The 14,716-nt window shown below is 65.4% G+C and carries 10 protein-coding genes and 2 tRNA genes; 5 read left to right on the top strand and 7 right to left on the bottom strand.

Annotated elements, in window-relative coordinates; translation table 11 throughout:
* Positions 1–60: 60 nt before the first annotated feature.
* Positions 61–993: a pca operon transcription factor PcaQ gene (gene pcaQ / locus ACFY68_RS25160; protein ID WP_387533100.1), complete on the bottom strand. Its 933-nt coding sequence runs from the start codon at positions 991–993 to the stop codon at positions 61–63.
* A gap of 10 nt (positions 994–1,003) precedes the next feature.
* Positions 1,004–1,933: a helix-turn-helix transcriptional regulator gene (locus ACFY68_RS25165; protein WP_346615736.1), complete on the bottom strand. Its 930-nt coding sequence runs from the start codon at positions 1,931–1,933 to the stop codon at positions 1,004–1,006.
* Between the two features lie 293 nt (positions 1,934–2,226).
* Here ACFY68_RS25165 and ACFY68_RS25170 point away from each other — a divergent pair, with 293 nt between their 5' ends.
* The 4 genes from ACFY68_RS25170 to ACFY68_RS25185 all read left to right on the top strand — a co-directional run bounded on the left by ACFY68_RS25170 (position 2,227) and on the right by ACFY68_RS25185 (position 6,122).
* On the top strand, positions 2,227–3,570 hold the full coding sequence (locus ACFY68_RS25170; RefSeq protein WP_346615737.1) for an MFS transporter: 1,344 nt from the start codon (positions 2,227–2,229) through the stop codon (positions 3,568–3,570).
* Between the two features lie 91 nt (positions 3,571–3,661).
* Positions 3,662–4,372: a fumarylacetoacetate hydrolase family protein gene (locus ACFY68_RS25175; protein WP_387533105.1), complete on the top strand. Its 711-nt coding sequence runs from the start codon at positions 3,662–3,664 to the stop codon at positions 4,370–4,372.
* Positions 4,373–4,388: 16 nt separating this feature from the next.
* The gene (locus tag ACFY68_RS25180; RefSeq protein ID WP_387533108.1) at positions 4,389–5,147 is read left to right on the top strand and encodes an SDR family oxidoreductase; all 759 of its coding nucleotides are present in this window, start codon (positions 4,389–4,391) and stop codon (positions 5,145–5,147) included.
* Positions 5,148–5,171: 24 nt separating this feature from the next.
* Positions 5,172–6,122: a 2-hydroxyacid dehydrogenase gene (locus tag ACFY68_RS25185; RefSeq protein WP_387533111.1), complete on the top strand. Its 951-nt coding sequence runs from the start codon at positions 5,172–5,174 to the stop codon at positions 6,120–6,122.
* A gap of 54 nt (positions 6,123–6,176) precedes the next feature.
* Here the strand turns inward: ACFY68_RS25185 and nirD are convergent, their stop codons facing one another.
* The 3 genes from nirD to ACFY68_RS25200 all read right to left on the bottom strand — a co-directional run bounded on the left by nirD (position 6,177) and on the right by ACFY68_RS25200 (position 13,342).
* The gene (nirD, locus tag ACFY68_RS25190) at positions 6,177–6,539 is read right to left on the bottom strand and encodes a nitrite reductase small subunit NirD (protein ID WP_387533114.1); all 363 of its coding nucleotides are present in this window, start codon (positions 6,537–6,539) and stop codon (positions 6,177–6,179) included.
* A complete protein-coding gene (gene nirB / locus ACFY68_RS25195) occupies positions 6,539–9,091 on the bottom strand; it encodes a nitrite reductase large subunit NirB (RefSeq protein WP_387533117.1) in 2,553 nt (850 codons plus the stop codon). The genes nirD and nirB overlap by 1 nt, the downstream gene beginning before the upstream one ends.
* Positions 9,092–9,358: 267 nt before the next feature.
* The gene (locus ACFY68_RS25200) at positions 9,359–13,342 is read right to left on the bottom strand and encodes a molybdopterin-dependent oxidoreductase (RefSeq protein WP_387533119.1); all 3,984 of its coding nucleotides are present in this window, start codon (positions 13,340–13,342) and stop codon (positions 9,359–9,361) included.
* Positions 13,343–13,676: 334 nt separating this feature from the next.
* Between ACFY68_RS25200 and map the strand changes: the two genes are divergently transcribed.
* Positions 13,677–14,453: a type I methionyl aminopeptidase gene (map, locus tag ACFY68_RS25205; RefSeq protein WP_387533122.1), complete on the top strand. Its 777-nt coding sequence runs from the start codon at positions 13,677–13,679 to the stop codon at positions 14,451–14,453.
* An 84-nt stretch (positions 14,454–14,537) separates the two neighbouring features.
* Here map and ACFY68_RS25210 read toward each other — a convergent pair.
* Both ACFY68_RS25210 and ACFY68_RS25215 read right to left on the bottom strand, forming a co-directional pair.
* Positions 14,538–14,614: transfer RNA gene (locus ACFY68_RS25210), tRNA-Asp, on the bottom strand.
* 14 nt (positions 14,615–14,628) lie between these two features.
* A tRNA-Val gene (locus ACFY68_RS25215) sits at positions 14,629–14,704 on the bottom strand.
* Between the last annotated feature and the right edge of the window lie 12 nt (positions 14,705–14,716).

Consider the following 14,716-nt stretch of genomic DNA (forward strand, 5'->3'; position numbering starts at 1 on the left):
GATTGCGCTTTTGCCCGAAAATTATGGCGATTTATGTCTGAAGGGTATGGAGCTGCGCCATCAAGGGTATGAGCCTTCCCTGAACTGCCCTGCCACCTCCCGCAGCACCTCGCACACCCATTGCCCCGGCAGGCTCTGCGGCGCTGCGGCATTACGGCAAATACCCACCGAGCCACCCGGCTCGCTCACCCCGAGGTCCAGTTCTGCCAGCTCGCCGCGGCGCAGGTCGAGCAGCACTGCGTCGCGCGGCGCTACCCACAATGCATCGCTGCCCAGCAGGTAACGGCGGCTCAAGGCCAGCGAAAGGGTTTCCAGGCGTTGTGCGGGAAGCTGGATGCCGCACTGCACGAACAGGCTGTCGGCGTGCTGGCGAATGGTGGTGCCGGGCGGCGGCAACACTAGGGGATAACGCCCCACGCGTGCGCGCTCTACCGGTGTGCTGGCCAGCAACGGGTGCCCGGGGCGTACCACCAGGGCCATCGATTCGCTGTACAGGTGCTCGAACGACAAGCCCTGAATCTGAGGGCTGTCGGTCATGCGCCCGACTACCAGTTCCAACTCGCCCAAACGCAACTGCCCCAGCAGTTGTGCACTGACCCCGGTCACCACGCTGATCAGCAGCGCCTCGTGGCGTTGATGCAAGCGGCACAGCACCTCTGGCATCAACAGGCCCTCGACGGTCGACAGCACACCAATGCGCACCTGCGACGGCGCCCGCGCTTCACCGCGCAGGCTGCTTACGCCATCGCGCAAGGCCTGCACACTGGGCCCGGCATAACGCATAAAGCGCGTGCCGGCCGGGGTCAGCTCCACGCCCTGCCGGCTGCGCTCGAACAGGCGCGTCTCGAGCAGGTCTTCGAGCTCCTTGAGGGTCTTGGAAATCGCCGGCTGGCTGATCGCCAGAACGTCGGCGGCCCTGGCCAGGCTGCCCTGCCGGGCAATCTCCAGGAAACACAGCAGGTGGCGGTACTTGATACGGGTGTCGAGGTTCATGCCGGCAAGCTTAACGCATCGCCACCTGCGGCGTATCCGGGTCGCGCTGCTGGCGACGGAACTGCCCCGGCGGCAGGCCGTGAATCTGACGGAAGCGCCGCGAGAAATAGGCTTCGTCGGCGAAACCGCACAGCCGCGCCACCTCCCCCACCGGCCGGTTGCCGTTCAGCAGGTAGTTGCGCGCTGCGTGCATGCGCCGCTCCAGCACCAGCTCACTGAAGGTCTTGCCGATTTCCTTGCGCAGCCAATGGGTGAGGTAGCTGGGTGACAGGTACGTGGCTGCCGCCACCTTGTGCAGGTTGAGGTCGGGGTCGTCGATATGCCGGCGCAAGTACTCGCTCATGCGCCCGAGCGCGGCGCGGCGGCTGAGCTGCGCCGCGTTGCTATCGGCCAGCTCACGCAAGGGCTCGGCGTACAGGCCGCAGACCTGGCCGATCAGTTGCAGCAACAGGCCCTTGAGGACTTCGCGGCTGCCGAAGCGGCGGTTGGCATCGAGCTCGCGCATCTGCGCCAGGATGCGCCCAACCTCGGCAAAGTCGGCCTCAGCTAGGCAGAAGTCCAGGTGCTCCTGGAAGCGGAACGGCGACAGTTCGGGGGCTTGCAGAATCGACACTTCTTCCAGGTCCATCGGGTCGCAGGCCAGATGCGGCAGCAGGAACGTCTGGGAGAAGTTGATCACCACAAAATCGCTGTCGGCTGGGTGCGGAATCACATGCACCCGATGCGGCAGGATGAACGCCAAGGTGTTGCGCCGGAACGGCCGCTGCACGTTGCCGATGTGCTGCACCGTGTCACCGCCAAAGTTGACCTGGATCTGAAAATACTCGTGGCGGTGCGGCGCGGTCTCTGCGGGGCGGCCACGCTGGTCGCGGATGTAGAAATCCATCAGCTCGCTGCGCTGCTGCATGAGGTAGGTCGGCACCTCGCGCTTGGGGGGCATGGGCAATCTCCGGTGTACGGGCAATAAGTTGTACGACGTCGAAACACCTTAATTTAACCCCTTCTGCAAAAACCAACGCAACCGCAAATGCACGCATCCCTTGTAGAACGCGGTACTCAGCAAAAAACGCAGGCAAAACCCGGTCGCTCGATTTTTTTGGACAGCGCAGCCAGCCCACGCCCTGAGTGAAAAAAACGGTCTAAAACCACCGTTGCATTCGACTCGTTGTACGACCACCTTAGGGGCGGGACTGCAGCCCAACCTCTACCAACAACAACAAACGAGGTCGACTCATGTCGAGCACGCCTACCTCCCGCACCGCCGCGCCGTCGTTCGCGCGGGACGCGGCCGCATCACAACGCCTGCCCACCCGCCGCCGCTGGTTCATGCTCTCGCTGCTGCTGGTGGCGACCATCATCAACTACGTCGACCGGGTCAACATCTCCATCGCCGCCCCGTTCATGGCCAAGGACCTGGGCCTGGACAAGGTCGAGATGGGCCTGATCTTCTCGGCCTTCGCCTGGACCTACGCCTTGGCGCTGGTGCCCGCCGGGTTCATCGCCGACCGTTTTGGCTCGCGCCTGACCTACGGCGTGTCGCTGATCAGCTGGTCGGCGGTGACGGTGGCCCAGGGCCTGGCCACCGGCTTTGCTTCGTTGTTCGGCTTGCGCCTGGCGGTCGGCGCCATGGAGGCGCCGGCGTTCCCCGCCAACAGCCGCGCGGTCACCGTATGGTTCCCTGCCCGTGAACGCGGCGTGGCCAGCAGCATCTACGTGTGCGGCCAGTACCTGGGTACCGCACTGTTCACCGGTGCCCTGCTGTGGCTGGCCACCACCTACGACTGGCGCCATGTGTTTTACAGCACGGGCCTGGTCGGCATCCTGTTCGGCGTGGTGTGGCTGTTCCTGTACCGCGACCCGCTCAATTGCAAGAAGGTCAGCAAGGAAGAACTGGCCTACATCGAAAACGGCGGCGGGCTGGTGAAGAGCAGCCAGCAGCGCACCCGTTTCGACTGGCGGCAAGTGGCCGAGCTTTTCCGCTATCGGCAAGTGTGGGCGATCTGCCTGGGCAAGTTCGCCAGCACCTCGGCGCTGTATTTCTTCCTGACCTGGTTCCCCACCTACCTGATCGAAGAGCGCCAACTGACCTTGATCAAGGTCGGCATCTTCGCGGTGATGCCGTTCATTGGCGCCACCGTCGGCATTCTCCTGGCGGGGATCGTCTCCGACCTGCTTATTCGCCGCGGCTATTCGTTGTCGTTCGCGCGCAAGCTGCCGCTGGTGGTGGGTTCGATGCTGGGCATGTCGATCGTGCTGGTGAACTTCACCGACTCCAACGTGCTGTGCATTGCCGTGCTCACCCTGGCGTTCTTCGCCCAGGGCATCGCTTCGTCGTCGTGGGCTGCGGTGTCGGAAGTCGCGCCCAAGGAGCTGATTGGCCTGACCGGCGGCATCACCAGCCTGGCGGCCAATATCGGCGGCATTGTCACGCCGATCGTGATTGGCGCCATCGTGCACATGAGCGGCTCGTTCGCCCTGGCGTTCTGGTTTATCGGCGCGGTGGCGCTGATGGGCACCCTGTCGTACTCGCTGCTGCTCGGCAAGCTGTACCGCATCGAACTGAAGACCGCGGCATGAGCCGGGATTTGTCCAAGCCAACCCCGCTTTCGTCCAACTTTGCCCGCCTGGCACTGGCTACGCTGGCCACTCCCCAACGGAGGATCCACCCATGACCTACCTGTTCAACCCGCCCGCCGTCGTCAGCCTGCCTGTGCTCGGCAGCGCTGCGCGCTTCCCGGTCGGCCGGGTGTTCTGCCTGGGCCGCAACTACCCCTGGCCCGAGACGGCAGGCCCCGCCCCACGCGAGCCGGTGTTCTTCATGAAGCCCGCAAGCAACGTGGTCGAGGCACTGGGCGAACTGCCCTTCCCGCCACTAACCGACGAGTTCTGCCATGAAATCGAACTGGTGGTGGCCATCGACAAGGGCGGCGCCAACATCAGCCCGGAGCAAGCGCGCGAGCATGTGTTCGGCTTTGCCGCGGGCCTGGACCTGACCCTTCGCGACCGCCAACGGCAAGCCAAGCAAGAAGGCCTGCCGTGGGAAGGCGCCAAGGTGTTCGAGGCTTCCGCACCGATGACCGCGATCACCCCCGCCAGCCAGCTGCCATGGCCACTGGACGCCTCGCTGTGGCTGGGGGTCAACGGCCAAGAGCGCCAGCGCGCACACCTGAGCCAACAAACCTGGGCACTGGCCGAGGTGATCAGCCGCTTGTCCCGCCAACTGCCGCTGCGCCCCGGCGACCTGATCATGACCGGCAGCCCGCCCGGCGTGGCGCCGCTGAACCCGGGCGACCTGATCCACGCCGGCATAGATGGCATCGGTGAGCTGCATATGCGCGTCGGCCCACGGCCCACCAGCCAAACCGCAGACGCTGCCTGAAACACAGGAGACGTAGATGAGCCAAAACAAGAAAATTGCCCTGGTCACCGGGGCTGGCAGCGGCATCGGCCGCGCGGTCGCCCTCGCCCTGCTGGAAGATGGCTACAGCCTTGTGCTGGCCGGCCGCCGTGCCGAGCCGTTGCAGGCGCTGGTCGAGCAAGCGCAGGCAGCTGGCGGCGAAGCCCTGGCGGTGCCCACTGACGTGCGTGATGAACAAAGCGTCGCGCATTTGTTCGCCACCCTCGAGGAGGTGCATGGGCGTCTGGATGTGATCTTCAACAACGCCGGGGTCAACGCGCCGGCCGTGCCGGTCGATGAACTGCCCCTGGAAAACTGGCGCAACGTCATCGCCACCAATGTCGACGGCGTGTTCCTCTGCGCCCGCGCCGCGTTTGGCCTGATGCGTCGCCAGCAGCCACAGGGCGGGCGGATCATCAACAACGGCTCTATCTCGGCGCATACCCCGCGCCCGTTCACCGCGCCCTACACCGCCAGCAAGCACGCGGTGCTGGGCCTGACCAAGGCCCTGGCACTGGACGGCCGCCCCTACAACATCGTGTGCAGCCAGGTGGACATTGGCAACGCCCTGACCGAGCTGTCCGAGCGCATGACCCGCGGCGTGCGCCAGGCCAACGGCGAGATCGCCGCTGAACCGATGCTCGACGTGCGCCATGTGGCCGACGCGGTGCGCTACATCGCCGCGCTACCGCTGGAGGCCAACGTGCTGAACATGACCGTGATGGCCAGCAACATGCCCTTTGTCGGCCGTGGCTGACCCCTGCAATGAATGGAGTGACTGATGAAACCTGAAGTCCTGCAACTGAGCCCGATTCTTATCCCGGCCATCCGCGAGCGCCTGGAGCAACTGTTCACCGTGCACCGCTATTACGAGCAGGCCGACAAGGACGCTTATGTCAGCCTGCATGGCGGCAACATCCGTGGCGTGATCACCGGCGGCCACACCGGTATCAGCCAGGCGCTCATGGCGCGCCTGCCCAAGCTTGAAGTGGTGGCGGTAAACGGCGTGGGCACCGATGCGGTAGACCTGGCCTATGCCCGCGACCGAGGGATTCAGGTAACCGCCACCCTCGGCGCGCTGACCGAGGATGTCGCCGACCTGGCGATCGGCCTGCTGATCGGCGTGTGCCGCGGCATCAGCACAGGCGACCGCTTCGTGCGCGCCGGCCATTGGGCGACCAGCGCCACCCCCCTGGCGCCTTTGCCTCTGGCACGGCAGGTGTCGGGCATGCGCATCGGCATCGTCGGCATGGGCCGGGTCGGCCGCGCCGTGGCCCAGCGGGCGGCGGCGTTTGGCTGCCCGATCCGCTACACCGACTTGCAGGCGCAGGATGTGCCCTACGGGTTCGAGCAGAACCTGGCGCAACTGGCCAGCGACAGCGATGCGCTGATCCTGGCAGCGGCGGCGGACAAAGGCGAAGCCTTGGTCAACCGCGAGGTCCTGCGGGCACTAGGGCCTGAGGGCTACCTGATCAACATCGCGCGCGGCAAGCTGGTGGATGAACCTGCGTTGATCGCGGCGCTGCAGGCGGGTGAGATTGCCGGTGCGGCGCTGGATGTGTTTGCCGATGAACCACGTGTGCCCGAGGTGCTGTTCGAGCGCGAAGATGTGCTGCTGCAGCCGCATCGTGCCAGCGCCACGGTGCAGACCCGTACCCGCATGGGCGAGATGGTAGTGGCGAGCCTCGTGGATGTGTTCGCCGGGCGTACGCCGCAAGGGCTGGTTATCTAAGCGGCCCGTACAGCCCTATCGCCGGCACGCCGGCGACAGGGCTGCAGCGATGGTTCAGGCCACCGCCACTTCCACAGCCCCGCCATTCAAACGCACCGGCCACACCCGTAGCCGCTGGCCGGCATCTTCCAGGCACTCGCCGCTGTGCAGGCTGAAATGCTGCTTGTACAGCGGCGCCGCCACCACCAGCTCCCCCTGCAGGCTACCCACCAACCCACGGCCGATGATGTTGGCCCCGGAGCGTGGGTCGCGGTTGCCCACTGCGTACAGGGGTTGTTCATGACCGGGCAGGTAGAACAGTGCCACCTGTTCACCCTCGAGCCACACCACCACCCCGGAGTCGGCGACCAGGTCATCGGCCCGGCACACCGCTTGCCAGTTGCTTTGCTTTGCCACAGCAGCGTTGGACAGGTTCATCAGACAGCCTCCTCAATGGTGGGGATCAGGTGCAGCGGTGCTACCGGGCGGCGCTGGTCGCGCTCGCGAACAAAGTGCACGTCCGGGTCGGCGCGCCGGTCGTTGACGAACGTGCGGAAGCGCTTGAGCTTTTCCGGGTCGTTGAGGGCGTTGGCCCACTCGCATTCATAGTGGTCGACCACATGCTGCATCTGCGCTTCCAGCTCGGCAGCCAGGCCCAGGCTGTCGTTCAGGACCACCTGTTTGAGGTAGTCCAGGCCGCCTTCCAGGCCTTCACGCCACACCGACGTACGCTGCAGCTTGTCGGCGGTGCGGATGTAGAACATCAGCACGCGGTCGATCAGGCGCACCAGGGTTTCGTCATCCAGGTCCGTGGCGAACAGCTCGGCATGCCGTGGGCGCATGCCGCCGTTGCCGCACACGTACAGGTTCCAGCCCTTCTCGGTGGCGATCACGCCGATGTCCTTGCTCTGCGCCTCGGCGCACTCGCGGGTGCAGCCAGAGACCGCGAACTTGAGCTTATGCGGGCTACGCAGGCCCTTGTAGCGGTCCTCCAGGCGCAGCGCCATGGCCACGCTGTCCTGCACGCCGTAGCGGCACCAGGTGCTGCCCACACAGGACTTGACCGTGCGGGTCGACTTGCCGTAGGCGTGGCCGGTCTCAAAGCCAGCTTCGATCAACTCGCCCCAGATCAACGGCAGTTCGTGAAGCTGGGCGCCGAACAGGTCGATGCGCTGGCCGCCGGTGATCTTGGTGTAGAGGTCGTATTTTTTAGCCACCTGGCCGATCACGATGAGCTTGTCGGGGGTAATTTCGCCACCTGGTATGCGCGGCACGACCGAGTAGGTGCCGTTTTTCTGCATGTTGGCCATGAAGGTGTCGTTGGTGTCCTGCAGCGGCACCAGCGCCGGGTCCATGATCGGCTGGTTCCAGCACGAAGCGAGAATGTTGCCCACCGCCGGCTTGCAGATGTCGCAACCAACGTGGCCTTTGCCATGGCGTGCGAGCAGGTCACTGAAGGTGCGGATGCCGCCCACGCGCACCAGCCCGTAGAGCTCCTGGCGGGTGTAGGCGAAGTGCTCGCACAGGCTTTTGTCCACGGTCACACCACGGGCAGTCAGTTCATGCTCGAAGACCTGCTTGAGCAACGCCGCGCAGCCGCCGCAGCCAGTGGCCGCCTTGGTGCAGCCCTTGACTGCCGCAAGGTCGCCGCAACCGCTGTCGATTGCCGCGCATACCGCGCCCTTGCTGACGTTGTGGCACGAGCAGATGGTCGCGCTGTCGGGCAGCGCATCGGCGCCCAAGGCTGGCGCACCGCCGCTTTGCGGCAAAATCAGTGCCGCAGGGTCCGCCGGCAGGGCTATGCCGTTCTGGGCGTATTGCAGCAGGGTGTCGTAGTAACTGTTGTCGCCCACCAGCACTGCGCCGAGCACGTGCTTGCCGCTGGCATCCACCACCAGGCGGCGATAGGACGCGTTGGCCTCATCGATGAAGCGGTAGCTGCGTGCGCCCGGTGTGGTGCCGTGGGCATCGCCGATGGAGCCTACATCGACGCCCAGCAGCTTGAGCTTGGTCGACATGTCGGCGCCGGTGAATTCGCCAGCCGCCTCGCCCAGCAGCAGCGCTGCCAGGTTGCGCGCCATGCTGTAGCCCGGCGCGACGAGGCCGAACACACTGCCGTTCCACGACGCACACTCACCGATGGCGAAGATGCGCGGGTCGCTGGTGCGGCAGTGGTTGTCGATCACCACACCCCCGCGCGCGGCAATTTCCAGCCCGCTGGCACGGCCGAGGGCATCCTGTGGGCGGATGCCGGCGGAGAATACGATCAGGTCGGTTTCCAGGTGCTCGCCGCCATCGAAGTTCATGCGATAGCGGTAGGCCTCGCCGACGCTGATCGACTGGGTGGCACGCGACAGGTGCACGCCGACGCCCAGGGCTTCGATCTGGGCCTTGAGCGCTGCGCCACCCTCGCCGTCCAGCTGCACCGGCATCAGCCGCGGGGCGAACTCCACCACATGCGCTTCGAGGCCCAGGGACTTGAGCGCGTTGGCAGCTTCGAGGCCCAGCAGGCCGCCGCCGACCACTACACCCCGGGTCGCATCGGCGGCAGCGCTGCGGATTGCATCGAGATCGTCGAGGGTGCGGTAGACCAGCCGGGCATTGCCGCTGGAGCCTTCGATGGGCGGCACGAAGGGATACGAACCGGTGGCCAGGACCAGCTGGTCGTAGCCGTAGCGGCCCTCTACGGTGACCACTTCGCGGCGCTCGCGGTCAATCTCCAGCACGGCTTCACCCAGGTGCAGATGCACGCCGTTATCGCCATAGAAACCTTGCCCACACAGGGCCAGGGTTTCGGCACAGCTGCCGCCGAAGTACTCCGACAGGTGCACGCGGTCGTAGGCACGTTGGCGCTCCTCGCCGAACACATGCAGCTCGAAGCGCGCCAGCGCGCCGCGTTCTACCAATTGCTCGACGCAATGGTGGCCGACCATGCCGTTGCCGACGATGACCAGTCGCTCCCGTTGCCCGCTGCTCGCTGTTGCCTTCATAAGCCGATCCTCGATCAAAAAAAAAGCGCCTGGAGCCGAAGCTCCAGGCGCCTTTGCCTGTATTCATCACGGAGTGCCCTGGGTTGATCGCCGTTGATCAGTAGGGCTTGTTGTGCTGGAGACAAAGCAGGGAATGTGCCAGTTGTGTCGGCTGGGCTGGCCTGTCGCGGGCAAGCCCGCCCCTGCACGGGTGGAGCGAGCCTGTGGGCGACAGGGCCAACCCAGTCAATGCACACTCACGGTGCAACGCTCCCCATCCTGGAGCACTCAGTACACATCTCGGCGGTACCGCCTGGCCTTGCTCAAGCTGTCCATATAGGCATCCGCATCCACCCGGCCATGCTCGGCAATGATTTCACGCAGCGCCGCATCCACATCCCTGGCCATGCGCTGGGCATCACCGCAGACGTAGAAGTACGCCCCCGCCTCCAGCCACTGCCACACCTGCGCGCCCTGCTCGCGCAGGCGTTGCTGCACGTAGATTTTCTCGGCCTGGTCTCGGGAAAACGCCGTGTCCAGGCGCAGGTGGCCGCTTGCCTGCCAGGCCTGCAATTGCTCCTGGTAATAGAAGTCGGTAGCGGCGTACTGCTCGCCAAAGAACAACCAGTTGGCGCCTTTGGCAGCGCGCGCTTCGCGCTCTTCGAGGAAGGCGCGAAACGGCGCTACCCCAGTGCCGGGGCCGACCATGATCACCGGCACGGTGTCGTCCTCGGGTAGTCGAAAGTGCTTCGACACCTGCGGGAAAATCGCCACTTTGACCGCCTGCCCGCGGTCGGCGAGAAAACTTGAGCAAACCCCTTTGCGCCCGCCATAGCGCACGGTCGAAACGGTCAGGTGCACTTGATCAGGGTGCGCCAACGGGCTGGAACTGATCGAATAGAGCCGCGGCTGCAACGGCTTGAGCAGCTCGAGCCAGGTGGCCAGCGGCAGCACCTGGGGGAATGCATGCAGTACATCCACCAGTTGCCGGCCCCAGAGCCAGTCTTGCAATTGGCTTTTGCACGCCGGCTGCAACAGGCGCTGCAGGTCCGCCGCCTGCTGGCTGAAGCACTGCAGTTGCTGCGGGGTGACCTTGGCGATTTCCAGGTGCGATTCCATCGCTTCGGCCAAGGGCATGACCGGCTGGCCTTTGAGCTGCACCTGGGCCTGACCATCGAGCTGCATCACGGCCAGCAGTTCCTCGACCAGCGCCGGGCAGTTGCGTGGCCACACACCCAGCGCATCGCCGACGGCATAGGTGAAACCGCTGCCGGCAAGGTCGAACACCAGCTGGCGGGTTTCCTTGCTGGCGCCCGGGCCATTGAGCAGGCGGTTCTCCAGCAAGGTGGCGGACCACGGTTGCTGCTTGCTGTAGCTTGCAACGGCTTCGCTCACCGGCAACGGCGCAGCGGCACTGCCCAGCGCTGGCAACAGCGCGTCGAGCCAGGTGGCGAAGGCCTCATCCAAGTCGGGCTCGCAGTCGACCCGCGGCAGCAAGCGCCGCGCCCCCAGCTCGGCCAGGCGCTGGTCGAGCTGGCGGCCAAACCCGCAGAATTGACCGTAGCTGGAGTCGCCCAGGGCCAGCACGGTATAGGGCACTTCGGCGCAATGAGCGCCCTCTTCGCCTTGCAGCGCCTGCCAGAACGCCATGGCGCTGTCAGGTGCATCGCCATCGCCGAAGGTGCTGGCGATCAGCACCACACTGGCGGCGCCGCGCAACTGCCGCGGGCTCACCGCCTCCATGCAACTGAGCTGTACCTCCAGGCCGGCATTGCGCAAATGCGCAGCGCAGCGTTCGGCCAGTGCCTCGCTGTTACCGGTCTGCGAGGCCCACAGCACCTGGTGACGCGGTACCTCGGCGGGCGCTGCCGGCAACCCTGCCGGTTGCGCGAACAGCCCGGCCAGCAGCCCGTCGACAAACAAGCGCCGCGACGCCGCCAGCGGTGCACTGGCCGGCAAGCTGGGCACGCCCTCAGCACGGGCCTGGTCGAGGCCGAGCAGAAAACCCTGCAGGTAATGACGCTCCTCTTCGGCCAGCACGGGGGCTGGCAGGGTATCCAGGCCGAGAAGGCGAGAAAGGGTCGCGGTGGGCATGCGGGCAGGCTCCGGTATTGGCGTGGCGCCAGTCAGGTCGAGGGCTTCGATGCGTTCGCCAGCAACCCGCTCCAGGGCTACGGCGCAGTGCTTGAACGCGGGTTGCAGCGACAGCGGGTCCACCGCATCACAGGTGACGGCGTTGATCGCCAGCTGCTCGCCGACCACATCGTTCCAGTGGAACGGCGCAAAACAATTGCCGGGCATGACCCGGTCGCAGACCCGCGCTGGCAGCACGGCCTGGCCACGGCGGGAACGGATGGCCACCTGGTCCTTGTCGTGGATACCCAGCCGGGCGGCATCCTCGGGGTGGATTTCGACAAAGGGGCCGGGCTCCAGCTTGTTCAGCGCCGGCACTTTGCCGGTCTTGGTCAGGGTGTGCCATTGGTGCTGTACGCGGCCGGTGTTGAGCACCAGCGGGTAGTCGCCGTCTGGCAGCTCTGGCGCGGGTAGCCAGGGCCGGGCGAAGAAACGCGCCTTGCCGCTGGCGGTTGGAAACACCACGCTGGCGGGGTCGCCGTTTTCGACGTAACGCAGTGGGCTGCGGTCATCCACCCAGCCGGGGGCGCAGGGCCATTGGCGCGGCTTGTCGCGCAGGGCCTGATAGCTGATACCGCGCAGGTCGTAGCCGGTGGCCGGGTTGTAGAAGCGGCGGATTTCGTTGTACACCGCTTCGGCGTCGGGGTAATCGAACGCCTCGGCATAGCCCATGGCACAGGCGACCCTGGCGATGATCTGCCAGTCCGGCAGGCTCTCACCCGGCGCTTGCACCGCACGGGGCATCAAGGTGAGGTTGCGCTCGCTGTTGATCATCACGCCCTCGCCTTCGGCCCACAGCGCAGCGGGCAGCAGGATGTCGGCGTAGCGGTTGGTTTCGGTATCGAGGAAGGCGTCCTGGGTAATCACCAGCTCGGCTTGGCGCAGGCCGTCGATCACCTGCTGGCGATTGGCGACGCTGGCCACCGGGTTGCTGCAGATGATCCAGCAGGCTTTCACTTCCCCCGCCTTCATCTGCTCGAACAGCGCCACTGTGCCTTCGCCGCCTTCTGCGCGCAGGCTACCGGGGGCCATGCCCCACTGCGCCTCGACGAAGCTGCGGTCGCCTGCGACCAACGCCGAGCGCTGGCCGGGCAGGCCCGGCCCCATGTAGCCCATTTCGCGCCCGCCCATGGCATTGGGCTGGCCAGTGAGCGAGAACGGCCCGCTGCCGGGCCGGCAGATGGCGCCAGTGGCCAGGTGCAGGTTGCAGAGCGCGTTGCTGTGCCAGGTGCCGTGCACGCTCTGGTTCAGGCCCATGGTCCAGCAGCTCATCCACTGCCCGGCAGTGCCGATCAGCTCGGCAGCTTGGCGGATGTCGGCCTCCGAGAGCCCGGTGATGGCGGCCACGCGGTCCGGCGGGTAGTCGTCGAGGAACGCAGGCAGGTCATCCCAGCCCTCGGTGTGGCGGGCGATGAATTCGGGGTTGGTCTGGCCGTTGCGGTGCAGCAGGTGCAGCAGGCCGTTGAGCAGGGCCAGGTCGCTGCCGGGGCGCACCTGCAGGAACAGGTCGGCCTTGTCGGCGGTGGCGGTGAGGCGCGGGTCGACGACAATCAACTTTGCCCCGGCTTTGACCCGGTCCAGCAGGCGCAGGAAGAGGATCGGGTGGCAGTCGGCCATGTTCGCACCGATCACCAGGAATACATCCGCGCGCTCGAAGTCCTGGTAGCTGCCAGGCGGGCCGTCGGCGCCGAGGGAGAGTTTGTAGCCACTGCCAGCACTGGCCATGCACAGGCGCGAGTTGGATTCGATATGGCGGGTACGAATAAAGCCTTTGGCCAGCTTGTTGGAAAGGTATTGGGCTTCCAGCGACATCTGCCCCGAGACGTACAGTGCAACGGCATCCGGCCCATGCTGGTCGATGATGCCGCGCAGCCGCTCGGCGGCTTGGGTGATGGCCTGGTCCAGGCTGCTGCGTGCCGGTTCGTGGTCGCGTTGCTGGCGGACAAATGCACTTTCCATACGCCCGGCGGCGGTCAGCGGAATGTGTGCAGTAAGGCCCTTGGTGCACAGCCGGCCGAAGTTGCTCGGGTGCTGCTTGTCGCCGCTGACCTTGCTGACCTTGCCGTCGGCCACGCTCATGACGATGCCACAGCCGACGCCGCAATAGGGGCAGACGCTGCGGACTTCGGTACTGGTCATGGGCGGGTCTCCTGGAGCAAACGCAAAAGGCGCCGGCTGCCCCGGCTTGCTTGGCAAGTGGGGGCAACACGGCGCCTTTGTCGTGAAGGGTTGAAGGCGGTCGACGTTGACGGCCTTGGGTAGAGGTGTGTGAGCAATTGTTGGGCCAGCTGCCAGTCTGAGCGGCGCAAGGCTGCTCCTACAGGGGCTCTGTGGTTGCTGCAGGGCCGAGTTGTGTCGGGAGCAGGCCGCGCAGCAGCCCCAAAACGGTGACCAACGCACCATCAGGTGGCAGCCATGACGCTCATGGCGCTATGCTGAAAGCTTTCCGCCGCAGAGTTACTTCGCCCCCACTATGTCCCAGGTGATCCTCAAGACCCCCGCTCAACTCGATTTGATGCGCAACGCCGGCCGTTTACTGGCCCAGGTGTTCGCCGACCTCGACAGGTTCATCCGCCCCGGCGTGACCACGATGCAGATCAACGACCGCGCCGAGGCCTTCATCGTCAGCACCCTCAAGGCACGCCCGGCGAGCAAGGGCCAGTACGGCTTCCCCTACGCGCTCAATACCTCGGTGGACCACGTGGTCTGCCATGGCATGCCCAAGGCGGATGAAGTGCTAAAGGAAGGCTCGATCATCAACGTCGACATCACCTTGGAACAAGGCGGCTACATCGCCGACTCGTCGAAGATGTACAGCGTCGGTGAGGTCAGCGACGATGCCCGCAGGTTGGTCGAGACTACCTACGATGCGCTGTGGAAAGGCATCGAACAGGTGCGCCCTGGGGCAACGCTTGGCGACATCGGCCATGCCATCCAGGTACACGCTGAGGCGGCCGGCTACAGCGTGGTGCGCGAGTACTGTGGGCATGGTATCGGCCAGCAGATGCATGAAGGGCCCGAGGTGCTGCATTTCGGCCAACGCGGCATGGGCATGAAACTCAAGCCCGGGATGGTGTTTACCATCGAGCCGATGATCAACCAAGGTGGGCGAGGCACGCGGACGCTGAAGGACGGCTGGACAGTGATTACCCGCGACCATACGTTGTCGGCGCAGTGGGAGCATACCGTGGCAGTGACAGAAGATGGGGTTGAGGTGCTGACATTGCGGCAGGAAGAGCGCAATCGCTGATGCGGGCGTAGAAACAAGAAAAGCGACCCTAAGGTCGCTTTTTTTGTAACTTCCGGGTGTTCAGTGGGCCCTGGAAGTTGAATATGGCGCAGCGGACGGGACTCGAACCCGCGACCCCCGGCGTGACAGGCCGGTATTCTAACCGACTGAACTACCGCTGCGCTATTTCATCGAGTGGTGGGTGATGACGGGATCGAACCGCCGACCCTCTGCTTGTAAGGCAGATGCTCTCCCGGCTGAGCTAATCACCCTTCGTCTCGGTG

The organism is Pseudomonas sp. NPDC012596 (genome assembly GCF_042902325.1).
Classification (GTDB): Bacteria; Pseudomonadota; Gammaproteobacteria; order Pseudomonadales; family Pseudomonadaceae; genus Aquipseudomonas.

Bases quoted from the DNA above. Each gene is read 5' to 3' on its own strand.
- pcaQ (WP_387533100.1), bottom strand. From the start codon at position 993: ATGAACCTCGACACCCGTATCAAGTACCGCCACCTGCTGTGTTTCCTG.
- ACFY68_RS25165 (WP_346615736.1), bottom strand. From the start codon at position 1,933: ATGCCCCCCAAGCGCGAGGTGCCGACCTACCTCATGCAGCAGCGCAGC.
- ACFY68_RS25170 (WP_346615737.1), top strand. From the start codon at position 2,227: ATGTCGAGCACGCCTACCTCCCGCACCGCCGCGCCGTCGTTCGCGCGG.
- ACFY68_RS25175 (WP_387533105.1), top strand. From the start codon at position 3,662: ATGACCTACCTGTTCAACCCGCCCGCCGTCGTCAGCCTGCCTGTGCTC.
- ACFY68_RS25180 (WP_387533108.1), top strand. From the start codon at position 4,389: ATGAGCCAAAACAAGAAAATTGCCCTGGTCACCGGGGCTGGCAGCGGC.
- ACFY68_RS25185 (WP_387533111.1), top strand. From the start codon at position 5,172: ATGAAACCTGAAGTCCTGCAACTGAGCCCGATTCTTATCCCGGCCATC.
- nirD (WP_387533114.1), bottom strand. From the start codon at position 6,539: ATGAACCTGTCCAACGCTGCTGTGGCAAAGCAAAGCAACTGGCAAGCG.
- nirB (WP_387533117.1), bottom strand. From the start codon at position 9,091: ATGAAGGCAACAGCGAGCAGCGGGCAACGGGAGCGACTGGTCATCGTC.
- ACFY68_RS25200 (WP_387533119.1), bottom strand. From the start codon at position 13,342: ATGACCAGTACCGAAGTCCGCAGCGTCTGCCCCTATTGCGGCGTCGGC.
- map (WP_387533122.1), top strand. From the start codon at position 13,677: ATGTCCCAGGTGATCCTCAAGACCCCCGCTCAACTCGATTTGATGCGC.